The following is a 25134-nucleotide window of genomic DNA, read 5'->3' as shown; positions in this document are numbered from 1 at the left end:
ATGTTGTTTGGAACAGTTTTTACAGAATGTATTGAAGATGAAAACCTTTCTTCAATGGAAATAACAGGAATAAGTGCTGATTCTCGGTACGTTTTACCGGGCTATGTTTTTGTAGCTGTTCAAGGAAAGCACGGTGATGGTAGGCACTATATTAATGATGCATTAAAGCGGGGTGCACGAGCAATCGTTACAGATCGTGATATGATGCTTGAGAATTTAGCTGCTCCCATTTTACGGGTTTTGGATGTTCGTCATAGTTTAGCAATGGCCGCTGCACGTTTTTATGGTTCTCAACCTGAAACTGTCGTTGCTGTGACAGGAACAAGTGGAAAAACATCCGTTGTCTCTTTTGTGCGGCAAATTTGGACACATGTTGGATTATGTGCTGCTAGTATAGGGACGGTAGGTGTTGTTTCTCCTCATCGGAATGAAGAGGGAGCTCTTCTTACCACACCTGATCCCGTCGTTTTGCAGCGCCTCCTTTCTGAAATTTCCCATGAAGGTGTTACACATGCCGCCCTTGAAGCGTCTTCGCATGGGCTTGATCAACGTCGACTTGACGGGGTAGGTTTAACCGCTGGTGCTTTTACCAATTTAGGACGGGATCATATGGATTATCATATATGCGTAGAGGATTATTTACGTGCTAAAATGCGCTTGTTTGATACGCTGTTACCGCAAGATGCACCTGCTTTGATTTTTGCCGATGATGTTTATTCGCAAAAGGTTATTGATCATGTGAGACAAGCGCACCGCTGTGTCTTAACAATTGGGCGGAAAGGCCAGTTTATCACCATTAATCGTGTTGAGCATCAACGTTCGAAACAGTGTGTTGAATGTCGTGTGGAAAATAATATTTATACATTTGATTTGCCTTTAGCTGGAGATTTTCAAGTGACAAATGCGCTTATGGCTGCTGGACTAGCAATTGCAACAGGTGTTTCTCCTGATAAGGTTTTTCGTTCACTTGAAGCTTTGCAGGGAGCGCCCGGGCGATTAGAATTGGTTGGAAAGACGAAGGATAATGCACCTGTTTATATAGACTATGCACATAAACCGGAGGCTTTAGAACAGGTATTGCTTTCTGTCCGTCCCTTTACGCAAGGACGTTTAATCCTTGTTTTTGGTTGTGGAGGCGATCGTGATCAAGGGAAAAGATCTTTGATGGGAAAAATTGCAAAAAACCAGGCTGATCTTGTTATTGTAACGGATGATAATCCACGCACGGAAAGGCCTGAAAAAATCCGTAAGGATATTTTACAAGCTGTTCCAAAAGCAATGGAAATAGCAGATCGTGGTGAAGCTATTACTTATGCAGTTGGACTTTTAAAAGCAGGGGATACATTAATTATCGCTGGAAAAGGACACGAGAATGGTCAAATTATAGGGGAAAAAACAACTCCTTTTTCAGATCGTTTAAAAGTGATTGATGCTTTGCGGGAGCGTAATGAATGACAGTTTTATGGGATAAACAAGCGCTTGTTGCCGCAATTGAAGGTTTTGTAATTGGATGCCTACCAGAAGCTTTTTCTGGAGTTTCTATTGATAGTCGCACGCTTGCAAAAGGCGATATTTTTTTCTGTATTAAAGGGCATTGTTTTGATGGTCATGATTTTGCTGTGCAAGCTTATCAAAGAGGAGCAGGCGTTTTTATTGTTGCGCAAGAGCGTTTGAATGACATGAAAAAAATATCTGCTCCACTGATTGTTGTTCCTGATGTTTTGCAAGCCTTAGAAAAACTTGCGCAGGCGGCACGCAAGCGCTCAAAAGCTAAAATTGTAGCGGTAACAGGTTCTGTTGGAAAAACAACGACAAAAGAAGCTTTGAAACAAGTGCTTGCAACTGTGGGGAAGGTGCATGCTAATTCTGCTTCTTTGAATAATCACTGGGGTGTACCGCTTACTTTGGCACGAATGCCTGCTGAGAGTGATTATGGTATTTTTGAAATTGGTATGAATCATAAAGATGAAATTCGTCCCCTAGTTAAGTTAGTTCATCCGCATGTTGTTCTCATTACGCATATTTGTGCGGCACATCTGGGATTTTTCAAAAATCTTGAGGAGATAGCAGATGCAAAAGCTGAAATTTTTGAAGGGATGGATGAGAAGGGCATTGCTGTTTTAAATGCAGATAATGATTTTTTTTCTTACTTAGTGCAAAAAGCAAAAAAATGGGGTGTGAAAAAGTTTTTAAGCTTTGGTGAGTCTAAAAATTGCGATTATCAAGCGAGAGATATATGTCTTTTAACAGACCGTTCCTCTCTGATCGTCCGTATTTCTGGTCAAGATCAGGTCATTGAAATTGGTGCTCCTGGACGACATATTGTGCAAAATAGTTTAGGTGTTATTGCTGTTTGTGATGCAATTGGCGTTGATTTAGAGCGTGTTTTGCTTTCTTTGAGACGTTTTTCTCCTCAAGAGGGGCGTGGTGTTCGTTATCGATTGTCTTTGCCAAATGGAGGTGAATTTCATTTAATTGATGAAAGCTATAATGCGAATCCCGCGTCAATGCGTGCGGCTCTTGATCTGCTTGCTACAGGGCCAGTAGCGGGGGATGGTCGGCGAATTGCTATTTTAGGTGATATGTTGGAGTTAGGAGAGCATAGTGAGAAACTTCATCGTGATTTGGTAAAGCCTGTGTATCATTCTGGTGCTCATCTGGTTTTTTTATTTGGTGAGGCAATGAAGTTTTTAGCCACGGATCTGTGTGCATATGTTGAGGTTCATTATGCTGAAAGTGTTGAAAAAATTTTACCGCTTATCTTGGCAGAAATTTCCAACGGAGATCTGCTTATGATTAAATCATCTCGTAGTCTTTATTCATCGGATATTGTGACTGCTTTGCTTGATCGCTATAAAGTCGTTTCTCTATAATTGAATAGGTTTTTTGTTTCATGATGTTGTTTTTATCTGCGTTTAGTGATTGGTTTCCAGGTGTCAATGTCTTCCGTTATATTACTTTTCGTACTATAGCTGCGATGCTTACATCAGGGCTTATTGTTTTTTTGTTTGGCCCTAGCATTATTGCCTCTCTTAAATTGCGGCAGGGAAAAGGACAACCCATTCGCGCTGACGGTCCTCAGACACATTTCAAAAAGGCAGGAACACCTACAATGGGTGGGTTGATGATTCTAACGGGCGTTGTGATATCAGCACTTTTGTGGTGTAATTTATCGAATATTTATTTTTGGGTATCATTCTTTGTTATGCTTTCCTTTGGAGCAATTGGTTTTTATGATGATTATCTTAAGGTTACAAAACAAACACATAAAGGGTTTTCTGGTAAGGCTCGGTTAAGTTTAGAATTTTTTATTGCCGCGATTGCTGCCTTTATTATCTTACAAGTTGGCTCGCCTAGATTAGCTTTGCCTTTTGTAAAAGATTATTTTATCAATTTGAGTTGGTTTTTTATTCCTTTTTCTGCTTTTGTCATGGTATCAACAGGGAATGCGGTTAATTTGACCGATGGTCTTGATGGACTTGCTATCGTTCCTGTTATGGTTGCTGCCTTGTCTTTTGCTCTGATTGCTTATCTTTCTGGTAATATCAATTTTGCTGATTATTTGCAAATTTGTTATGTATCGGGAACTGGTGAACTGGCTGTTTTATTGGGTGCTGTTGTTGGTGCGGGGCTTGGATTTTTATGGTTTAATGCACCACCAGCGGCTATTTTTATGGGAGATACTGGTTCGTTAGCTCTTGGAGGACTTTTAGGTGTTATTGCTGTTGCTACAAAGCATGAAATTGTTTTGGCTCTGATTGGGGGACTTTTTGTTGTGGAAGGGTTTTCAGTTGTTATCCAAGTTGGTTATTTCAAACTAACCAAAAAGCGCGTCTTTCTTATGGCACCCATACATCATCATTTCGAGAAAAAAGGATGGACTGAAAGCCAAGTTGTGATACGTTTTTGGATTATTTCGATTGTTCTTGCTTTGATTGGTCTTTCAACACTTAAATTGCGGTAAAAATTTGATTTCTGTTACCTGTTATAAAGATCAGACAGTTGCTTTGTTTGGGTTGGGGCAATCCGGATTAGCTGCTGCGCGTGCATTGATCAATGGTGGTGCAGAAGTAGTTGCTTGGGATGATAATCCCTTAGGTTTACAAGCAGCTTTTCAGCAAAATATTCCAACGAGAGATCTTCGTTATGAGGATTGGTCAAAATTTGTCGCATTGATTTTAGCACCTGGCGTTCCTTTAACGTATCCTAAACCCCATTGGGTTGTTGAGAAAGCGCGTCAAAAAGATATAGAAATTATCGGTGATATTGAATTATTTGTTCGTGCGCGCAATCATTTTTTACAGCATAATAGTTTTTGTGATCAGGATGTTCCGTTTATTGCGATTACAGGCACGAATGGGAAATCAACGACGACAGCTTTGCTTACTCATTTGTTAGAACAAATGGGTTATGATGTACAGATGGGGGGAAATATTGGAACTGCAATATTAACTCTTAAGCCCTTTGTTCAAAAACGTATTTATGTGATTGAATGTTCATCGTTTCAAATTGATCTCACACCCTCTCTTCAGCCAACTATTGGACTTTTATTGAATTTGACGCCTGATCATATTGATCGACATGGTAGTTTTGCGCATTATGTGCAAACCAAAAGACGTTTGGTTGCTGAGGCTTCTCATGCTTTTATTTCAGTTGATGATGCAGCTTGTCAGGCTTTATATCAACAATTACTCCATGAAAATCATCAAGTTGAAGCAATTTCTAAGGAGTATTTTGTTGAAAATGGCTTTTATGCAGAGGGGACAAAACTCTTTTTTGTTCGCCATGGTCGACCTCATATGCTTGCAAATCTCGCTCATATGATTGCATTGCGCGGTCGTCACAATGCACAAAATGCTCTTATGGCGTTAGCAACATTACAGGCTTTAAAAATCACTGATCCACAGATAGAAAAGCATTTGGCAAGTTATAAAGGCTTGGCTCATCGTATGCAGCAGGTGTGTAAGATAGGAGCGGTGTTGTTTATCAATGATAGTAAGGCTACAAATGCAGATGCATCGGCTCCTGCACTTGCTGCTTTTCATGATATTTTTTGGATTGTTGGAGGGCAGGCGAAAGAAGGTGGGATTGAGGCTTTGAGAGGATTTTTTCATAAAATTCGTAAAGCTTATTTAATTGGAACTGCAGCAGAAGAATTTGCTAGCGTTATTGGATCTGCTGTTCCCTTTTCGATGAGCTTAACTTTGGAAAATGCTGTGCACGAAGCTGCTGCTGATGCGATGCGTTGTAAGGCAAAGGAAGTGGTGGTTCTCTTTTCGCCTGCCTGTGCAAGTTATGATCAATTTCAAAATTATGAAATGCGTGGGAAAGCCTTTGTTTCTTTTGTTCGCCAGTTAAAAGAAACATAAACTTTTAAAAAACACTTTTATGTTAATATTCAAGAATCTTTTTTTTATGTAATTTAGTTTTTTAAGTGTTTGCTAAAAAGAGAGGAACTCTATCACTTTGATTAGAGTTATGAAAAAGATACGATGGGTATAATGGTTACACGTGCGGATAGAGACCCAATAGCTAATTGGTGGTGGACGATTGATCGTTCTATCTTTGCCGCTTGTTTAATTTTAATGGGGATTGGCATTATGCTCTCTTTTGCTGCAAGCCCTACTATTGCAAAAAAAATCGGAATTTCTGATAGTTTTTATTTCGTTCGATGGCATATCATTTTTAGTATTCCGGCGTTTTTTACGATGATTACACTTTCTTTTTTCTCGCTGCGTAATATTCGCCGTTTATGTGCTCTTTTGCTTGTTGTAACGCTCGTTCTTATGATTGCAACTTTGTTCATTGGTCCAGAATTAAAGGGAGCGCGTCGGTGGATTCCTCTCTTTGGTTTTTCTGTACAGGCTTCAGAATTTATGAAACCAGCTTTTGTGGTGATGTCTGCTTGGCTTTTTTCGGAACAGATGCGGCGTAAAGGTCTTCTTGGCTCTCTGTTGGCTATTGCGCTTTATGCTTTTTGTTGTGTGCTTCTTGTTTTACAGCCTGATATCGGTCAAACATTTTTATTAAGCGCAACATGGGGAGGTTTGTTTTTTGTTGCTGGTGTGCCTCTTACCATTATTTTCTTATTTATCGTTTTGGGCATAGTTGGAATTATTCTCACCTATTTTTTTCTTCACCATGTACGCGAACGTATCAATAGTTTTTTGACAGGGGAAGGCGATACCTTTCAAGTGGATGTAGGACGTGAGGCTATTTTAAATGGTGGTTGGTTTGGGCAAGGTCCGGGAGAGGGAACAGTGAAACGGATCATTCCTGATAGTCATACAGATTTTGTGTTTTCCGTTGCTGCTGAAGAATATGGTATTATCCTGTGTCTCTTCATTATGATGCTTTTTGGTTTTATTGTTGTACGCTCATTGTATATAGCGTTGAATACACGTGATTCGTTTATACGTCTTGGTATTACTGGTATAGCGATGATGGTTGGCTTTCAAGCAGCGATTAATATGGCGGTCAATCTTCATTTAATTCCTCCCAAAGGTATGACATTGCCATTTATTTCTTATGGTGGTTCATCAATGTTGGCGATTGCATTTTCAATGGGCATTTTGCTTGGTTTAACACGCCGCTGGCCCGAAGCACGCCCTTCTGCCTTTTCCTCTCCTTCTGCCTTGGATATTACTTATGATGGATAATAAAGTTATTGTTTTGGTGGCTGGTGGTACAGGTGGGCATCTTTTCCCTGCTGAAGCGCTTGCCGTTGAATTAAGGCAACGTGGATATGATGTCCATTTGGTAACTGATGCAAGAGCGCAAGGTTTTGTCCGCTGCTTTGATGAAGAGCATACACATATAGTTTCGTCAGCAACATTTACACGACGTCATCCTTTTGCACTTATAAAGACATTTTTGGCTTTATTAAAAGGCATGGGGCAATCGTTAGTACTCTTTTATAAGCTGCGCCCTATGCTTGTTGGTGGATTTGGCGGATATCCTACCTTTCCGCCTCTTTTGATTGCGGCTTTGAGTCGACGCACAACATTTATTCATGAACAAAATGCGATTATGGGGCGTGCTAATCGGGCATTGGCACCTTTTGTGCGTGCAATAGCAGGGGGATTGTTGTCGCCTAATGATACTCATGCTCATAAAATACTTCTTACGGGGAATCCTGTGCGTGAGGCTGTTCTTAAAGCAGCAGAAATTCCCTACTATCCTTCAACGGATAAAAATCCATTTCATTTCTTGGTTTTTGGTGGGAGTCAAGGGGCTTCTTCTTTTTCACGAATTGTTCCAGAAGCAATTGCTTTGCTGGATGATGAGAACCGTAAACGCTTACGAATTGTTCAGCAAATTCGCGGTAGAGCTGAAGAGTTGATAGAAATCTATCATAAGATGGGTGTGCAAGCAGAGGTTGCTTCTTTCTTTGAAGATATTGCTGAACGTATGGCGCGATCTCATTTTATTTTATCACGTGCTGGTGCTTCATCTGTTTGTGAAATAGCTGTCATTGGTCGTCCCGCTTTGCTTATCCCATATCCTCATGCTTTAGATCATGATCAGGCAGAAAATGCTGCATTGCTTGCTGCTGTGGGGGGAGCTCAAATTGTCGCAGAAAAAGATTTAAGCACACAAAGACTTGCTTCTCTTTTAACAGAGGCTTTGGATTCTCCTCACTTGTTGGAAAAACAAGCGCTTGCTGCAAAAAAAGTTGGACAACCTCATGCAACCAGCCGCCTTGCTGATATGGCTGAAGCGTTGATTGCAGGGCAATCATTGTCAGATATAAGAGAGGAGTTTTTTGATGAAAATGCCGCTTAATATAGGCGTTATCCATTTTATCGGAATTGGTGGTATTGGCATGAGTGGAATTGCTGAGGTTTTTCATGATCTTGGCTATAAAGTTCAAGGTTCAGATCAAGTGGAGAGTGCAAATGTTGAACGTTTACGGAAAAAAGGAATTAACGTTCATATAGGTCATCATGCTAAAAATTTAGGATATGCAGAGGTTGTTGTTTTTTCTACTGCCGTTAAAAAAACAAATGCTGAATATATCGCTGCCAAAGAAAGGCATTTACCACTTGTAAGACGTGCGGAAATGCTAGCGGAGCTTATGCGGTTTCGTCGGGCAATTGCTGTTGGTGGAACGCATGGTAAAACGACGACGACATCTATGGTTGCTGCACTTCTTGTCGCTGGTCACTTGGATCCAGTAGTGATTAATGGTGGTATTATCAATGCTTATGGTACGAATACTCGTATGGGAGAAGGTGATTGGATGATTGTTGAGGCTGATGAAAGTGATGGTACATTTTTGAGGTTGCCTGCTGACATTGCCGTTGTTACCAATATTGATGCTGAGCATTTAGACCATTACGGGAGTTTTGATGCTGTGCGTGAAGCTTTTCAGCAATTTGTAGAGAATGTCCCTTTTTATGGTTTTGCTATTTTGTGCCTTGACCATCCGGAGGTGCAATCGTTGGCCAGCCGTATTGATGATCGTTGGATGATCACTTATGGTGCCAATCCGCAAGCTGATGTTCGTTTTTTAAATCTTTCGATGGATGGTCAAAAAACGCATTTTGATGTTCTTATTCGTTCACGCAAGACTGGTAAAAAGACTGAGTTAAAAAATTTAATTTTGCCAATGTCTGGGCAACACAATGTTTCTAATGCAACAGCAGCGATTGCTATTGCTCATGAACTTGGCATTTCAAATGAATCGATAAAAAAGGGTTTAGCAGAATTTGCTGGAGTCAAACGGCGTTTTACACAAACAGGAAGTTGGCGCGGCATTGAAATATTTGATGATTATGGACATCATCCTGTTGAAATAAAAGCTGTTTTATGTGCCGCGCGTGAAAGTGCAAAAGGGCGTGTAATTGCGATTGCACAACCACATCGTTACTCGCGTTTGTATCACTTATTTGATGACTTTGCTGCTTGTTTTAATAATGCAGATACAGTGTTGATTACGCCTGTTTATGCCGCTGGTGAAGAGCCTATTGCTGGTTTTGGTGCTCAAGAGCTTGTCGAACATATTAAAATGGCTGGTCATCGTGATGTACGTTTGATTCATTCTCTAGAGGATGTTGTTTCTATTGTTTCTACATTTGCTCAAGCGGGGGATTATGTTATTTTTCTTAGTGCGGGCAATATCACACAGTGGGCTTGTGCCTTACCTCATCAGTTGGCGGTGTTGGATAGCAATGATAAATTTTCAACGCATTGATGGTGAGGCGCTTTTAGCGCAATTGCAGCCGCTGCTTTGCGGAATAAAAGGTAAACTTACGCCTAATGTAGAAATGCGTAAGGTGACGTGGTTTCGCACTGGTGGATTAGCAGAACTTTTCTATCAACCTGCTGATGAAGCAGATTTAGCTCTTTTCCTGCAAAATCTCCCTCAATCTATTCCTGTGACTATTGTGGGAATCGGTTCTAATCTTTTGGTACGTGATGGGGGAATTCCTGGTGTTGTTATTCGTCTTTCAGCGAAAGGCTTTGGGCAAGTGCGACGCGTTTCTCCAAAACGTTTTTTTGTTGGTGCTGCTGTAGCAGACAAACATTTAGCCGCGGCTGCTTTAGAAGCTGAGGTTGCAGGCTTTCATTTTTATCATGGTATTCCTGGTGGTCTTGGAGGAGCACTTAAAATGAATGCCGGGGCTAATGGTATTGAGACAGCGGCACGTGTTGTGGAGGTTTATGCCTTTGATCGTAAAGGACAGCGCCATATCTTGCGCTTAAAAGATATGCAATATTCTTATCGTCATTGTAATGTTTCTGAAGATCTTATTTTTACAGCAGCTTTGTTGGAAGGACACTTAGGAAATAAAGAAGATATTCGTGCTGCTATGAATGAAGTGGCACATCATCGGGAAACAGTGCAGCCTATTCGCGAAAAAACAGGTGGTTCAACTTTCCGCAATCCTGAAGGGACATCTGCGTGGCGTGTGATTGATGAAGCAGGATGCCGTGGTTTGCAAGTTGGTGGTGCACAAATGAGCGAAATGCACTGTAATTTTATGATTAATACGGGGCAAGCGACAGGCTATGATCTTGAGGCTTTGGGAGAAACAGTTCGTGCACGTGTTTTTGCACACTCAGCCCATCTCTTACAGTGGGAAATATGGCGTGTCGGTCAATTTGAACGAGGTCGAAATGTTGTCTCTTTTGAACAGTTTCCTTGATTTATTGCGTGCATTAAAAATGCAATAAAAAATTGAGTCATATCAAAGAGATAATAAAAAAATTCCATTAAGAATCAATAAATTAACAGAGAAGCTCTTGCGTCTTGCGCCTGAGTCTGATTCATTACGAAAAATGCTAGGTAATTGATTCGCAAGGATAAATCTTAGTATTTTCTGTATATGGTATCAGTGGTTTTTATATAGTCTATATATAGTAGACAGAGGAGGGTGAGTTGTTATGAAAGATGAACATATAGCTGTATTGATGGGGGGGATCTCCTCTGAGCGGTCTGTAAGTTTGTCTTCAGGTACTGCTTGTGCTGATATTCTTGAAGCGCATGGGTATCGTGTAAGCCGTGTGGATGTTGATGGTCATATTGCTTCTGTTCTTGAACAGTTGCAGCCTGATATCGCTTTCAATGCTTTGCATGGTCTCTTTGGAGAAGATGGCCGTATTCAGGGTATTCTTGAATATTTGAAAATTCCTTATACGCATTCTGGAGTTATGGCGTCTGCATTGGCAATGGATAAGGGGCGTGCAAAAATTGTTGTTGCAAGTGCTGGAGTTCCTGTTGCGCCTTCTGTTGTTATGAGCCGTTTTGCGGTTGGGCGAGAGCATCCCATGGAGCCCCCTTATGTGATTAAGCCTGTGTGCGAAGGGTCGAGTTTTGGTGTTGTGATTGTCAAAGAAAGTGAAACTGCACCGCCTCATAATATTGTGGGGACTGAATGGGTTTATGCAGATGAGGTGATTGTTGAAAAATATATTCCTGGCCGAGAACTCACTTGTGCCGTTTTGGGAAATGAAATGCTGGATGTCTGTGAAATTATTCCCAATCAGCACTTTCAATTCTATAATTATGACTCGAAATATAACATGGGTGGCTCTCTTCATATTTGTCCTGCACAACTTTCATCAAATATTTACCAAAAGGTGCAAAGAATGTCTTTAGCTGCGCATCAGGCGATTGGTTGTCGAGGTGTTAGCCGTTCTGATTTTCGTTTTGATGATGAAACAGGAGAATTGGTTTGGCTTGAAATTAATACCCAGCCCGGTATGACACCCTCTTCTCTTGTTCCTGATATTGCAAAAGCGAGTGGTCGTACTTACGGCGATATTGTTCAGTGGATGGTGGAGGACGCGTCGTGTATGCGTTGAATGTTAATAAAACAAATGTTTCGATGGAGGGGCCGTTCGTGTCAGTTTTGCCACGTCTTTATCGTCGCGTTCTTCGGGTTCTGTTTGAGTTTATCGCCAGTATTCATGTTCCTCACCATTTAGGTTCTTTTGCAGTTTTGTTGTTTTTCTTTTTTACAGGGCTTTATGGATTTTCATCAAGCGGTCATATGGGAGTGATTGTGAAGACTCTAATGTCGGATGTTGGTTTTTTTGTCACTGATATTGATGTTAGTGGTAATAAGCGCTTGGGAAAACAGGAGATTTTAAAGCTCTTAGAGCTTGATTCTGCTCAATCTGTCTTCACTTTTGATGTTGATAGGGCGCGTTCTGTTTTAGAACAGCAAGCTTGGGTTCAATCGGCTAATGTTCAAAAAATCTATCCCAACAAAGTGCATATTTTAATCGTAGAGCGTAAACCTTATGCAATTTGGCAACATGATGGTATGATGGATGTTGTTGATGATACAGGTCGTATCATTTTGCCTTTTAAAGGCGGGGCTATTCGAGATTTGCCTCTTTTGGTTGGGCAGGGTGCACAAAATGCTGCCAAAATGTTTCTTCAAGAGCTTTCTTCGTATTCACAGTTATATAGTCGTGTTCGTGCTTTTGTGCGTGTAGGTGATCGGCGCTGGGATCTTGTTTTGGATAATGGACTACGCATTATGTTGCCTGAAAATGATGCACTTGAAAAGCTTTCTTCTTTGATTGAAACAGGTACAGTAGAAGACCTTTTTTCTCGCGATATTCTCAGTATTGATTTACGTCTTTCTGACCGTATCACAGTTTCCTTGTCCGATGAAGCTTTGGAACGTCGTAGTGCTACTGTGGCAGAAAAAGAGCGCATTTTGAAAGCACGAAAGGCAGGAAGCCTATGATGTTGCTCGGATCAAAGCATATGGGAGGACGTAAAACACGCTTTTTAACGGTGCTTGATGTTGGATCAAGTAAGATTGTCTGTCTTATTGCTTGTTTGCGTCCTTTGAAACATACGCACTATTTACATGGTCGTACACATTCTATGGAGATTCTAGGCTTTGGAGTGCAGCGCTCACGCGGTATAAAATCCGGTGTTGTGATGGATATGTTCGCGGCAGAGCAATCAATACGATTGGCTGTTGATGCCGCAGAAAAAATGGCTGGTTTGGTTGTGGATTCGGTGATTGTAAACTTTTCTTCAAGCCGTTTACAAAGTGCTTTTATCAATGGCATGGTGCGTTTGAATGGTCGTGAAGTAACCCAGCGCGATGTACGTGTGGCCTTTTCAGATGTTTCTCGCAAAGCTTTTGATGCTGAACGTCATGTCATGCATTCCGTTCCGATTTCTTATGTATTGGATGGAGATAAAGGAATTTCTGACCCTATTGGAATGGCGGGAGAATTGTTTGGTGTCAATGTGCATGTGGTATCCGCGGAAACAGCGTCTTTGCGTAATTTAGAAACCTGTATTAATCGTGCACATTTGAGTGTTGAAACAATGGTTGCAACGCCCTTTGCAAGTGGTCTTGCTGTTTTGATGAATGATGAGGCACATTTGGGGGCTGCATGTATTGATTTTGGTGGTGGAACAACAACATTTTCAGTGTTTTTTGAAGGAAAATTTGTCCATGCAGATGCGCTTGCGATTGGTGGACATCATGTAACGCTTGATGTTGCACGTGGATTCTCTATGTCACTTGCAGAGGCAGAGCGTTTAAAGGTTGTCTATGGCTCAGCACTTCTGACAAGTGCTGATGAACGGCATATGATTAATGTGGCAGAGATTGGGAATGGGCAGCGTGAAACGCAATATCCTCGTGCTGTTCTTGGTCGTATCATTCGTGCGCGTATTGAAGAAATTCTAGAGATGGTACGTGATTGTTTAAATCGTTCTGGTTTTGGTCACATTATTGGTAAGCGTGTTATTTTGACTGGAGGAGCAAGTCAGTTAACAGGATTGCCAGAAATGGCACGGAGTATTTTGGGAAGAAATGTTCGCATAGGACGGCCTTTAGGTATCTCAAGGCTTCCTTCTCTTGCAAAAGGGGCGGCGTTTACATCTGCTGTTGGATTGTTGATTTATCCGCAATTGGTGGGGTTCGAAGAAAAAACAATGCAGGGTGCAGTAAAACATTTATCGACGGGCACGCGCGGATATTTTCAGCGTGTTGGTCAATGGTTGCGTGAGAGTTTTTAAATAAGTTTGTTGAGGTGAGTTAAATTTCAATCGCTTGGGCTTGCGATGTTTTATGAGAAGGAAAAGAAAATGACGATTAATCTGCATCGGCCAGATATCGCGGAATTAAAACCACGTATTACCGTTTTTGGTGTTGGCGGTGGTGGTGGAAATGCCGTGAATAATATGATTAATGCTGGTCTTCAGGGAGTTGATTTTGTTGTGGCAAATACAGATGCACAGGCTTTGGCTATGTCAAAAGCTGAACGTGTTATCCAGCTTGGTGCAGCCGTTACGGAAGGTCTAGGTGCTGGTGCTCTGCCTGAAGTTGGACAAGCAGCAGCAGAAGAGTGTATCGATGAAATTATTGACCATCTAGCAGATTCTCATATGGTTTTTATTACTGCTGGTATGGGGGGAGGCACTGGAACTGGGGCGGCACCCGTTGTGGCTCGCGCAGCGCGTGAAAAAGGTATTTTGACCGTTGGTGTGGTTACAAAGCCATTTCAGTTTGAAGGTGCACGGCGTATGAAAACGGCAGAGGCCGGTATCGAAGAATTACAAAAGTCTGTTGATACACTAATTGTTATTCCCAATCAGAATCTTTTCCGTATTGCAGATGACAAAACGACATTTGCTGATGCTTTTGCTATGGCTGATCAAGTGCTTTATTCTGGTGTTGCCTCTATTACGGACCTTATGATTAAAGAAGGGCTCATTAACCTTGATTTTGCTGATGTGCGTTCTGTTATGCATGAAATGGGGCGTGCAATGATGGGGACGGGTGAAGCTTCTGGTGAAGGTCGTGCTTTGTCTGCTGCTGAAGCTGCTATTGCGAATCCACTGTTGGATGATACTTCTATGCGGGGTGCGCGTGGTTTGCTCATTTCTATTACGGGGGGGCGTGATATGACTCTCTTTGAAGTCGATGAAGCTGCTAATCGTATTCGCGAAGAAGTGGATGCAGATGCCAATGTTATCTTTGGTGCTATTGATGATGAGTCATTAGAAGGTGTTATTCGTGTCTCTGTGGTTGCAACGGGTATTGATCGTGAGGTGAGTGATATCATTCAACCGTCTCATCCTCAACTTCAAAGACCTGCCGCTTCAATTCGTAAGAGTGATTCCGCAGTGTCACAGACTTCTTTTCATGTTCAGTCACCTCCTTTGCGTTCTGAGTCAATGGTAGAAGTGATAGAAGCTCTTGAAATAGAAAAGGGTAAATCGGCTGGAGAACAGTTCCGTCCTAAGAGTCAAATTTTTGCACAGCCTGCAGATGCTGTTGTTACACGAAGTGCGAATGCAGCTCCTTATAGTTCAAATGTTGTGCATAGTCAGGTATCAAATGCGCCACGTATGCAAGTTCGCCGTACTTCTCAGCAATCAATGGTTGCGCCGGTAAGTATGGAGGCAACGGCGCATGTCCTTGATGAGATGACAGAGAGTGTGCAGCAGAAAGACAAACAAGTACAACAGATGCACGTACGTTCACCAATGCGTATGCCTGAGTTAAAAGATTTTCCTCCTGTTGTTCATGCACAGCGTGAGAGAGCACCCGCAGTCAGCCAAGAAGGGCCGCGCAATCTTTGGCAGCGTTTGAAACAGAGCTTGACACATCGCGAGGAAGTTGAACCCGAGGCTCGGTTAGAACCTGCTGTGAGACCTTCTCAGCAGAAAGAAGTGCCGGTTTATAATAAAAGTTCTCAAGATGCTTCTGTTTATGTTCCACGTCGTTCTGGTGAATTACACCCTCAGGTTCCACAAGATCAACGTAACTTTATAAGCGAAGAAGATCAATTAGAAATACCAGCATTTTTGCGTCGTAAGGTCAATTAATTGCTCAAAATTGAGAAAAAAGCTCTTTTCATAGGCTTTTCATGATTATTGAAAACCTTAAATGGTAAAGTACGATGTGTTGTGATGAAAAATAGTTTGTTTTTTATAAACCCGTTTATAATAAACGGGTTTATTATTTTCTATGCATATCATTTTTATAGTTTTATAAATGTAAGGTTGTAAAAACACTTCAATAAAGTAACATGATGAATCTGATGCAGAAATATCAGTCCACTCTTAAAAAAAACGTAGTATTAAAGGGTTATGGTGTTCACAGTGGGTGTCTCTCTGAGGTGAAGATACAGCCGGCTGGGGTGGGATGTGGTATTGTTTTCAAGCGTTGTGGGGTGGGAGAAAAAGATCAAGTCCTTTACGCGCATGCATCACAAACAGGAGCGACTGAATTATCAACAGTGCTTGGCAATGGTGCGTTTAGAATTGAAACGATTGAACATTTGATGGCTGCGATTGCCGCTTATAATTTGGATAATCTTGTTATTGAAGTGTCGAGTCATGAGATTCCTATTTTGGATGGTGGGGCATGGCAGTATTGTCAAGCTTTTGAAGAAGTTGGTGTTGTTCAGCAAAATGCGTTGCGTGCTTATTTCATTATCAAAAAACCACTGCGTGTTGAAATTTCTAATGGTTTTGCGGAGTTTTTGCCGTTTGATGGGCGTCGTTTTGATATCATGATTTCTTTTCCTTCTTCGGCTATTGGTAAGCAACATTTTCATTTTGATCTTACCTCAGCGGGATTTCGAGATGATTTATCACGTGCACGTACTTTTGGTTTTGTCAAAGATGTCGAGAAATTATGGACTTCTGGAAAAGGGATAGGGTCTTCTTTAGAAAATTCTCTTATCATTGGATTTAATGACAAGATTATGAATCCCGATGGTCCTTATTGGGAAAATGAATGTGTGCGACATAAAATGCTTGATGCAATTGGTGATACCGCTTTACTTGGAGCACCTTTTATTGGATTGTTTCGTTCCTATTGTAGTGGGCATAGGATGAATTCGCAAGTGGTAAAAGCTGTTTTAGCGGATGAGACTTGTTACGAAAAAAGTTACTTGTAGGGAATTCTCGTACAAAAATTAAAAAGATTTTTATAGTCTTTTTGATTTTTAAGGGGATGGTTGACCTAAGTCACTAAATTGGTTAGTGGATTTTAAAGTGATATGGTATAGAAACTTCTAATAAATGATTTTTGCTATAAGGTGACATTCTCTGGAGGCCGGAAGAACTATGACAAAATCTTATATATGTATTGAAAATATGGCAGATAGGAAATCTAACCTTGTACGCAAGGTGTTAGGGGTGATGCTTTTGGGGAGTAGCTGCTTGTTAGCAGGTTGTTTGTTTAAAGAGAAAAATACTCTTAGTTCGTCTGCGTATGTGTTAAAAATCGATCCGCCAGATGTTTTATATAATCAGGCGCTTGCGAGCCTTGAGAGTGGGCGACTTGCGGATGCGTCGAAAAAGTTTCTAGCGATTGAAAAACAGTATGCTTATACTGATTGGGGTCGTAAATCCTTGGTGATGGGTGCATTTACAAATTATCGACTTGGTAAGTATGATGATTCAATTAGCATGGCCCAGCGTTATATCACTCTTTATCCAGAGGCAGGCGATTCCGCTTATGCTTATTATATTATCGGTCTTTCTTCTTTCCGTCGAATTCCTGATGTTACACGAGATCAACGTGATACAAAACGTGCTATTGCTGCTATGCAGCTTCTCGTGGAGCGCTATCCAAATTCTGAATATGTCGAAGATGCTAAAGCAAAAATACGTTTTGGGCGAGAGCAGTTGGCTGGTAAGGAAATGCAGATTGGCCGTTATTATGAAGAAGGGCGACGTTATCTTGCTGCAAGTCGAAGATTTCGTACAGTGGTTGAAGAATATTCTGATACAAATCAAATTGAAGAAGCACTTTTCCGTTTGACGGAAATTAATCTTGCTCTTGGTTTGACTGCGGAAGCGCAGACAGCAGCCGCTATTTTAGGACGCAATTACCCTAAAAGTGAGTGGTATAAGTTTTCTTATAATTTATTGCAAAAAAATAGCATATCTCCACAGGAGCATAAATCTTCTTGGATCTCACATGCTTTAAATGGTGATAAGAAGAAGGTACATTGATTTTACATGCTGATACAGCTTTCGATTCATGATATTGTTTTGATCGAAACGCTTGATATTCATTTCACAGCGGGTTTGTCGGTTTTGACTGGAGAAACAGGTGCTGGGAAGTCTATTCTCCTTGATGCTTTGTCGCTTGCTCTTGGTGGGCGCGGTGACGCTTCGCTTGTGCGCCAGGGTGCGGCACAAGGGCAGGTGACAGCTGTCTTTGATGTTCCTCTTTCACATCCTGCGCGTCATCTTCTCCATGACAATGGTTTTGATGATGAGGGTGATATTATTTTACGGCGTGTACAATCAAGTGATGGTCGTAGTCGTGTTTTTATCAATGATCAGGTCGCTAGTGTCGCCTTTATGCGGTGTGTTGGTCGTTTGTTGGTTGAAATCCACGGGCAGCATGATGATCGTGCACTTGTTGATGTTGCGACACATCGTCAGTTATTAGATGCTTTTGGGGGACTTGAGGATGAAACAGACAATTTACGCCAATCCTATCAGATATGGTGTGAATTTGAAGAGCGTTTGCAACAACAGCGTAGTAAAGTAGAAAATGCTGTGCGTGAGGCTGATTATCTTCGTGCATGTGTGAAAGAGCTTGAAAAGCTTGATTTTCAAGTTGGTGAAGAAGAGACTTTGTCTCTTCGGCGTGCGGATATGCTTAAATTAGAAAAAATAGCGACAGATATTAAGGAGGCTGATGACCTCTTGAGCGGTTCTAAATCACCAATTCCTGTCCTTTCTAATTTGGTAAGGCGTTTGGAGCGAAAAATCTCTGAAGCGCAAGAGCTCATTACACCTGTAGTGAAATCTATTGATGAAGCATTACATGCACTTGCAACAGCGCAAGAAGGGGTTGAGGCTGCAATGCAGGCGTTGGATTTTGATATTGGTGAATTGGAGCGGATAGAAGAGCGTCTTTTTGCTCTTCGTGGTTTTTCTCGTAAATATCAGGTTCCTGCGGATGAATTGGTTTCTTTGTGTGATAAAATGGATGCGGATCTTGCTGATTTTGAGGATGCGCAAGCGACATTAATCCATCTTGAAGATAAAGCACGGGAAGCACAAAAAAATTATGATATATTGGCACAAGCATTGTCAGTAAAACGCCAGGAAGCTGCAAAACACTTGTCTGAAAGCGTGATGGTTGAGTTACCAGCATTGAAGTTAGAAAAAGCAGAATTTATCGTTGAAATACAAAGTGATGCCGAAAAACGAAGTGCAGAAGGGATCGATCGTGTTGAATATTGGGTTCGGACAAATCCAGGAACACGAGCAGGACCAATGCTCAGTGTAGCTTCTGGTGGTGAGCTGTCTCGTTTTTTGTTAGCGTTAAAAGTTGTTTTATCTGATCGTGGATCAGCTCCTACATTGATTTTTGACGAAATTGATACAGGAGTTGGGGGAGCTGTCGCTGCTGCCATTGGGCAACGATTGCAACGTTTATCAAAAAGTGTTCAGGTTTTTGCTATTACACATGCACCACAAGTCGCTTCAAAAGCGCATAGTCATTTTCTTATTTCAAAGGTTGAAAGTGGTGATAAAGATCGTTTCATGACGGGTGTTCATAAAATGGAGGAGCATGAACGTGCAGAAGAAATTGCTCGTATGTTAGCAGGAGAGCAGATTACGCAAGAAGCCCGTGCAGCTGCTCAAAAGCTTCTTACATAGATATAATTGGTGCGCATGTGTCCGTATAGATTCTCTTTGTGTAGAAGAGAGAAGAATCTTATGACCTAGAGTTTGGAATCAATTTTATGAAAAAGGAAACAACAAAAAACTTAATTGCTCTTGAAGCAGAAAGTGAATTAGAATGGTTGGCAAAAGAAATTGCCCGTCATGATGTCCTTTATAATAGCAACGATCAGCCTGAAATTTCTGATGCAGAATATGATGCTCTTCGTCGTCGTAATGCAGAAATTGAAGCCCTTTTTCCTGAGCTCATTCGTGCAGATTCTCCTTCCTGTAAAATTGGAGCTCCGGTTTCTGAAAAGTTTGAAAAATCTGTTCATGCACAGGCAATGCTTTCACTTGATAATGCATTTAGCTCTGAAGATGTTCGTGAGTTTGTTGAGCGCATTCGTCGTTTTTTACGGCTGCCAGAAACACAGATATTGGAAATAACTGCTGAGCCCAAAATTGATGGTTTATCTTTGTCTTTGCGCTATGAAGAAGGAAGACTTGTGCGGGCAGCAACACGTGGTGATGGATATGTCGGTGAAAATGTTACAGTGAATGCACAAACAATTACCGATATTCCGCAGATCTTGCAGGAAAAATTTCCTGATATTCTTGAGGTGCGTGGTGAAGTTTATATGGGACGGGAGGATTTCCAAGTACTGAACAAGAGACAACAAGAAAAAGGAAAGTTGACTTTTGCTAATCCTAGAAATGCAGCAGCTGGTTCGCTACGTCAGCTTGATTCACGGATAACCGCAAGTAGAAAGCTTAAATTTTTTGCTTATGCTTGTGGTGAAGTGAGTGAAATCTTTGCAAAAAGCCAAATGGAGATGATGAAAAAGTTAAAAGAATATGGCTTTATTATCAATCCATTAACGAAGGTTTTCAAAACAGTAGAAGAGATGATTTCCTATTATCATGCTGTCGAAGAACGCCGTCATTCGTTAAGCTATGATATAGATGGGATCGTTTACAAGGTTAATGATTTAATGCTCCAGACCCGTTTGGGATTTGTCTCTCGTTCACCACGTTGGGCAATTGCGCATAAATTTCCAGCAGAAAAAGCGATAGCGCTTTTAGAAGCTATTCATATTCAAGTTGGTCGAACTGGAGCACTAACGCCTGTTGCACATCTTGCTCCTATTACTGTTGGCGGTGTGGTGGTTACTAATGCAAGTTTGCATAATGAGGATTATATTAAGGGAATTGGTCATAAGGGCGAGCCAATTCGTGAAGGGCGTGATATCCGTGTTGGTGATACAGTGATTGTACAACGTGCTGGTGATGTGATTCCTCAGATTGTTGATATTGTTATTGAAAAACGTCCAAAAAATGTTTCTGCTTTTGTCTTTCCGCATCTGTGTCCAGCTTGTGGGAGCCATGCTGTCCGTGAGGTGGGGGAAGCTGTGCGTCGATGCACAGGTGGGCTTATTTGTCCAGCACAAGCGATTGAGCGTATGCGTCATTTCGTTTCGCGTAATGCCTTTGATATTGAAGGACTTGGGAAAAAACAGGTGGAGTTCTTTTTTCATGTTCAAGATGAAACGCTTTGTATTCGTACACCAGCCGATATTTTTACTTTACAACGGCGACAAGAAAAATCTTTGACGCGTTTAGAGAATATGGAAGGTTTTGGTATTGTTTCAGTTCGTAAACTTTATGATGCCATTAATGCACGCCGTGAAATTCCTTTAAGTCGTTTTTTATTTGCACTCGGAATTCGTTATGTTGGAGAGGTTAATGCACGGCGTCTTGCACGCGCTTATCAAAATTATACAACATTTGAAACTGCTGTGATGGCAGCTAAGATGTCGTGTGATGGGGAAAATGAAAAAGGCAATGAGGCTTGGATGGAGCTTACTAATATTGAAGGAATTGGATCACAGGTAGCGAGCGCAATTATTGATTTCTATCAAGAAACGCATAACCGTGAGGTTTTGTCTATCTTACTTAAGGAAGTTACACCTCTTGATGAGGAAACTCTCATGACAGATACTTCACCCGTAATAGGAAAGGTCATTGTTTTTACAGGAACTTTGGCGCGCATGTCCCGCGATGAAGCAAAAGCATTGGCAGAACGATTAGGTGCAAAAACCTCCGGTTCACTTTCTAGAAAAACTGATCTTCTTGTTGTTGGAGCTGGAGCAGGATCGAAGCTAGCCAAAGCGCAAGAGTTAGGTGTTGAGGCTATCGATGAAGAGACTTGGCTGCAATTGATTGAGGGATATTATGTTTAGGAAAAGATTCTGCAAATAGGATGAATTTATCAGCATTTATTATACTTCATGAGGTGAGATTTATTTTTAGTGCCATAAAATATTGTTTTTTAGAATGGTGATGGAATCAGGAAAATACGAGAATAACCATTTTGAGGAAGAGAAGGAAGAGTCAAAAATAAGTGTTACCCTTTTTGTAATTCTATTTCATTTTGTTCTACTTAGGTTAGTGTTTGTCATATGAGGATAAAAACTTGAAGAAGATTATAAAAATATTTTTTGTGTTTCCTGATAGAGATATATATTCTTCTCTTTAAAAGAGGAGATAAAATATTATGTAAGAAGAGTTAGGAGGTGTTTGCCCAATTCCACTTAAAGAGGCTTTGTTGCTTCTTTTGCCCATTTTTTATCTTCTTCATTTAAATAAGGTGCATTCACTTGATAAACATGTGCATGGTAATCATTTAGCCATTGTCTTTCCTGTAATGTCAAAAGTTCTGGGAGGATTAAACGTCGGTCAATGGGACAATTTGTGAGGGTTTCAAACGAGAGCATTTCTCTATCTCCACCATTAATTCTTTGCTCTGGCTTTACAATGAGCAAATTCTCAATACGAATACCAAAAGCATCTTCACGATAATATCCAGGTTCATTAGAAATAATCATTCCAGGAATCAATTCTTGACACCCATTGCGGGAGATATTTTGTGGCCCTTCATGAACAGAGAGATAAGATCCAACGCCATGACCCGTGCCATGGGCATAATCAAAGCCAGCTTTCCATAAGGCTATGCGTGCTAGAGCGTCAAGATCTTGTCCGCGTGTTCCTTTTGGAAAGCAAGCGGTTGAAAGAGCAATCATACCTTTGAGAACAAGCGTAAAACAGCGTTTTTCTTCTTCTCCAATATTTCCAATTGCTACTGTGCGTGTGACATCTGTTGTGCCATCACGGTACTGTCCACCTGAATCAATAAGATAAAGCTCACCGGCATTTAGCAATTTATTTGTTTTTGCCGTCACACGATAATGAACAATGGCACCATTGGCACCTGCTGCTGAGATTGTATCAAAAGAAAGATCTTCAAGTTTTTCTTCCATTTCCTTTGCTGTTGTTACGCGAAATTCTTCTAATTTTTGAGCAGTAGAAATTTCACTCACTGTGCCTGGTGTTTGTTTCTCTAACCAAGAAAAAAAACGGGTAAGGGCTACACCATCGCGCAGGTGTGCTTTACGCGCACCATTTAGTTCTATGCTGTTTTTAATGGCACGTGGTAAAGAAGCAGGATCAGTATGCCTTATAAAGGAGCCTCCTTGTTCTTCAATAATGGTGCGTAATTTTTCGCATGTCAATTGCGGATCTAAAGCAAAAACCATTCCTTTTTGAACGTAATCTTTAATTTTTACAATAAGATGTTCTGGTTCATATAATTTTGTATAGCGTTTTAGATATTGTTTTTGTTCTATTCCCAATTTTTTGCTGTTAATGAATAAGGAAGGTGTTCCTTTAATAGGAATAAGAGCAAAACAAAGAGCAAAAGGTGTGTTGGAAACATCATTGCCACGTATATTAAATGTCCACGCAATAGAGGAGGGATCTGTAAAAATAAAAGCATCTGCATTTGCTTGCTTGATATTTTGGCACATCAAGGTTAGCTTTTCATTTGTATCGCGCCCTGCATATTTAAGAGGATGAATCGATAGAGCTGATTGCGGTAATGGTGGTTGATCATGCCAGATAAGATCAATAGGATTTTGTTGAACAGCGATAAGTCTTCCGCCTGTTTTCATTTCTAATGTTTTTTTCAATGTATCTGTAGCAGAGATCGTGTGGAGCCATGGATCAAAGCCAAGTGAAAGCTTTTGTCCATTTTCTGCAAGCCATTGTGAGGGGGGGCAAGTTATGAGGTCTTCATAGTCAAAAATATCAGGATCAGTTTGTTGACGAACTTGAAGCTTATAGCGTCCATCTGTAAATATAATGGCTTTGTTTTTTAAAATGAGTGCAATACCCGATGACCCCGTAAATCCAGTAAGCCAGCCAAGACGTTGAGCATGTGGTGGGACATACTCTCCTTGATGTTCATCAGCACATGGGACAAGAAAGCCATCTAATCTGAGGCGATTGAGTTCTTTACGAAGAGAAGCAATGCGCTCTGCCGCATGAGAGGGATTTGTTAGCACTTCAAAAGTTTGATACATAACAACGTCCTTTCTGTTTATTTCAGATGTAGAGTAACCCATTCTTGACGGTGGTATGTTTCAATATGTTTTAGCCCTTGCTTTATATATGCTTTCAACACAGAGTCGTGTTGTTCTTCAAGAATCCCAGAGAGTATCAGCGATCCACCTTTTTTGAGTGCCTGTACCATTTCTTGAGCAAGTTCAATGAGTGGATTAGCAAGGATATTAGCAACGATCAGATCGAAGGGTGCGTGTGATGCAATTTTATCGTGAGCAAAACCTGTTGCTGTGACAGCTGTAATATGTTCCTTTACGCCATTGAGTTCGATGTTGTGTTGTGCAACTTGAATAGCAATTGGATCAATATCGGATGCAAGTATAGAAACAGGCTTGAGCATTGCGATGCCAATGGCAAGGACACCGCTACCAGTGCCAAGATCAAGGACATTTTGAGGATTTTCCTTTTGTATGACTTTAGCAATCATTTCTAAACAACCAGCGGTCGTTCCATGATGTCCGGTACCAAAAGCTTGACTCGCTTCAATTTCAATCGGAAAAACATTAGGAGGAATGCTGCTTCTATTATGGCTTCCGTGTAAAAAAAAGGACCAGCATGGACAGGTGTTAGTCCTTCAAGGCTTTGTTTAACCCAATCAATATTTGGTAAAACTTCATTCTTAATTCTATCAGGATTTATAGAAAGAATATTTGCAAAACGTTTGGAAACATTCTCTTGGTTTTCTTTATTGACATAAAGTGAAAGTTCATACACAGCATGTTTTTCATCTATCTCTGTTAAAGCAAGGGGATATCCTTCTTCGTCAAAGGCTGTTTCCATAAGAGCATAAAACCGCTCTGCTTCGTTTTTGAAAGCAGTATAATACAGACGAATTTGCTGTGACATTCCGTTCTTTCTTTTAATCGTTTTTTTAGTTGGTAACCAGCTTCTTCAAACGTTCAATAGCGATATTGTCTTTTATTTCAGGATCGATCTCTTTCGTTTCATAAGGAATAACACCAGCTAGTTTTCCGCCTTTTTTGAGTAAAAAAATCGCTGCCGTATGGTTATAAGTATAGTTTCCATCTGTTCCCGGTACTTTTTCAGCAACAATGTTAAAGGATTTTACCATTTTATGAACTTTTTCCGGATCTCCGCTAATCCCAATAATTTTATTATTAAAATTATTGAGATAATTATGAAGAACTTCCGGTGTATCACGTTCAGGGTCAACAGTAACAAACCATATTCCTAATTTATCTGCCTGTGGCCCAAGAGCTGTTAACCATCGATCAAGATTGATCAATGTAGTAGGGCAACTTTCAGGACACATAGTGAAGCCAAAAAAAATTGCGGAAGGTTTGCCTCTAATATCCTTTTCAGTGATCATTTTTCCATTGGAATCAGTGAGTATAAAATCATCCCCTAAAGGCTTATTTCTTAACGCATCATAAATGAAAATACCCGCAAGAAATATGACCGTTACCCCAAAGATGCGCACTACATTTTTCATCATTTGACTCTTCTCAATAGAATAAGAAATTGTAACATTGGCTGGGTAACTTTGCAATCTCTGTTTTATGGTTGATTTTGTTTCTCTA

General features: G+C 40.8%; 18 protein-coding genes and 1 pseudogene. 16 read left to right on the top strand and 3 right to left on the bottom strand.

Annotated features, from left to right (window positions below; all coding sequences use genetic code 11):
* The 16 genes from NMK50_RS06655 (at position 1) to ligA (ending at position 21375) form a co-directional block, all read left to right on the top strand.
* Positions 1 to 1455, top strand: coding sequence for a UDP-N-acetylmuramoyl-L-alanyl-D-glutamate--2,6-diaminopimelate ligase (locus tag NMK50_RS06655; protein ID WP_254769825.1), 1455 nt, complete (start codon positions 1 to 3; stop codon positions 1453 to 1455).
* A complete protein-coding gene (locus tag NMK50_RS06650) occupies positions 1452 to 2873 on the top strand; it encodes a UDP-N-acetylmuramoylalanyl-D-glutamyl-2,6-diaminopimelate--D-alanyl-D-alanine ligase (RefSeq protein ID WP_254769824.1) in 1422 nt (473 codons plus the stop codon). Before NMK50_RS06655 ends, NMK50_RS06650 begins: the two co-directional genes overlap by 4 nt.
* Before the next feature lie 20 nt (positions 2874 to 2893).
* The gene (gene mraY, locus NMK50_RS06645; protein ID WP_254769823.1) at positions 2894 to 3964 is read left to right on the top strand and encodes a phospho-N-acetylmuramoyl-pentapeptide-transferase; all 1071 of its coding nucleotides are present in this window, start codon (positions 2894 to 2896) and stop codon (positions 3962 to 3964) included.
* Positions 3965 to 3968: 4 nt separating this feature from the next.
* On the top strand, positions 3969 to 5369 hold the full coding sequence (murD, locus tag NMK50_RS06640; protein WP_254769822.1) for a UDP-N-acetylmuramoyl-L-alanine--D-glutamate ligase: 1401 nt from the start codon (positions 3969 to 3971) through the stop codon (positions 5367 to 5369).
* Between the two features lie 132 nt (positions 5370 to 5501).
* Positions 5502 to 6659: an FtsW/RodA/SpoVE family cell cycle protein gene (locus NMK50_RS06635; protein WP_254769821.1), complete on the top strand. Its 1158-nt coding sequence runs from the start codon at positions 5502 to 5504 to the stop codon at positions 6657 to 6659.
* Positions 6649 to 7785: an undecaprenyldiphospho-muramoylpentapeptide beta-N-acetylglucosaminyltransferase gene (murG, locus tag NMK50_RS06630; RefSeq protein WP_254769820.1), complete on the top strand. Its 1137-nt coding sequence runs from the start codon at positions 6649 to 6651 to the stop codon at positions 7783 to 7785. Before NMK50_RS06635 ends, murG begins: the two co-directional genes overlap by 11 nt.
* The gene (gene murC, locus NMK50_RS06625; protein ID WP_254769819.1) at positions 7769 to 9196 is read left to right on the top strand and encodes a UDP-N-acetylmuramate--L-alanine ligase; all 1428 of its coding nucleotides are present in this window, start codon (positions 7769 to 7771) and stop codon (positions 9194 to 9196) included. Before murG ends, murC begins: the two co-directional genes overlap by 17 nt.
* Complete coding sequence (murB, locus tag NMK50_RS06620) at positions 9174 to 10151, top strand: UDP-N-acetylmuramate dehydrogenase (protein ID WP_254769818.1); 978 nt, start codon at positions 9174 to 9176, stop codon at positions 10149 to 10151. Before murC ends, murB begins: the two co-directional genes overlap by 23 nt.
* A gap of 238 nt (positions 10152 to 10389) precedes the next feature.
* Positions 10390 to 11310 carry a D-alanine--D-alanine ligase gene (locus NMK50_RS06615; RefSeq protein ID WP_254769817.1) on the top strand — a complete coding sequence of 307 codons (921 nt, stop codon included), beginning with the start codon at positions 10390 to 10392 and terminating at the stop codon, positions 11308 to 11310.
* The gene (locus NMK50_RS06610) at positions 11298 to 12206 is read left to right on the top strand and encodes a cell division protein FtsQ/DivIB (RefSeq protein WP_254769816.1); all 909 of its coding nucleotides are present in this window, start codon (positions 11298 to 11300) and stop codon (positions 12204 to 12206) included. Before NMK50_RS06615 ends, NMK50_RS06610 begins: the two co-directional genes overlap by 13 nt.
* The gene (gene ftsA, locus NMK50_RS06605) at positions 12203 to 13504 is read left to right on the top strand and encodes a cell division protein FtsA (RefSeq protein WP_254769815.1); all 1302 of its coding nucleotides are present in this window, start codon (positions 12203 to 12205) and stop codon (positions 13502 to 13504) included. Before NMK50_RS06610 ends, ftsA begins: the two co-directional genes overlap by 4 nt.
* A 69-nt stretch (positions 13505 to 13573) precedes the next feature.
* The gene (gene ftsZ, locus NMK50_RS06600; protein WP_254769814.1) at positions 13574 to 15319 is read left to right on the top strand and encodes a cell division protein FtsZ; all 1746 of its coding nucleotides are present in this window, start codon (positions 13574 to 13576) and stop codon (positions 15317 to 15319) included.
* 203 nt (positions 15320 to 15522) lie between these two features.
* Positions 15523 to 16398, top strand: coding sequence for a UDP-3-O-acyl-N-acetylglucosamine deacetylase (gene lpxC, locus NMK50_RS06595; RefSeq protein ID WP_254769813.1), 876 nt, complete (start codon positions 15523 to 15525; stop codon positions 16396 to 16398).
* A 169-nt stretch (positions 16399 to 16567) separates the two neighbouring features.
* Complete coding sequence (locus NMK50_RS06590) at positions 16568 to 17461, top strand: outer membrane protein assembly factor BamD (protein ID WP_254769812.1); 894 nt, start codon at positions 16568 to 16570, stop codon at positions 17459 to 17461.
* 6 nt (positions 17462 to 17467) lie between these two features.
* Positions 17468 to 19129 (top strand): DNA repair protein RecN, encoded by a 1662-nt coding sequence (gene recN / locus NMK50_RS06585; RefSeq protein WP_254769811.1) that lies wholly within the window; start codon positions 17468 to 17470, stop codon positions 19127 to 19129.
* Between the two features lie 86 nt (positions 19130 to 19215).
* Complete coding sequence (gene ligA, locus NMK50_RS06580) at positions 19216 to 21375, top strand: NAD-dependent DNA ligase LigA (protein WP_254769810.1); 2160 nt, start codon at positions 19216 to 19218, stop codon at positions 21373 to 21375.
* Positions 21376 to 21726: 351 nt separating this feature from the next.
* Here the strand turns inward: ligA and NMK50_RS06575 are convergent, their stop codons facing one another.
* The 3 genes and pseudogenes from NMK50_RS06575 to NMK50_RS06565 form a co-directional block, all read right to left on the bottom strand.
* A complete protein-coding gene (locus tag NMK50_RS06575; protein WP_254769809.1) occupies positions 21727 to 23553 on the bottom strand; it encodes an aminopeptidase P family protein in 1827 nt (608 codons plus the stop codon).
* Positions 23554 to 23570: 17 nt separating this feature from the next.
* Positions 23571 to 24439, bottom strand: a pseudogene (locus tag NMK50_RS06570) (50S ribosomal protein L11 methyltransferase).
* A gap of 25 nt (positions 24440 to 24464) precedes the next feature.
* Positions 24465 to 25046 carry an SCO family protein gene (locus tag NMK50_RS06565; RefSeq protein ID WP_254771206.1) on the bottom strand — a complete coding sequence of 194 codons (582 nt, stop codon included), beginning with the start codon at positions 25044 to 25046 and terminating at the stop codon, positions 24465 to 24467.
* Positions 25047 to 25134: the final 88 nt, after the last annotated feature.

The sequence above is a fragment of the Bartonella harrusi genome (genome assembly GCF_024297065.1).
GTDB classification, from domain to species: Bacteria; Pseudomonadota; Alphaproteobacteria; order Rhizobiales; family Rhizobiaceae; genus Bartonella; species Bartonella harrusi.
The sequence above is the reverse complement of the archived record's forward strand: the minus strand, read 5'-3'. Positions and strand labels throughout refer to the sequence as shown.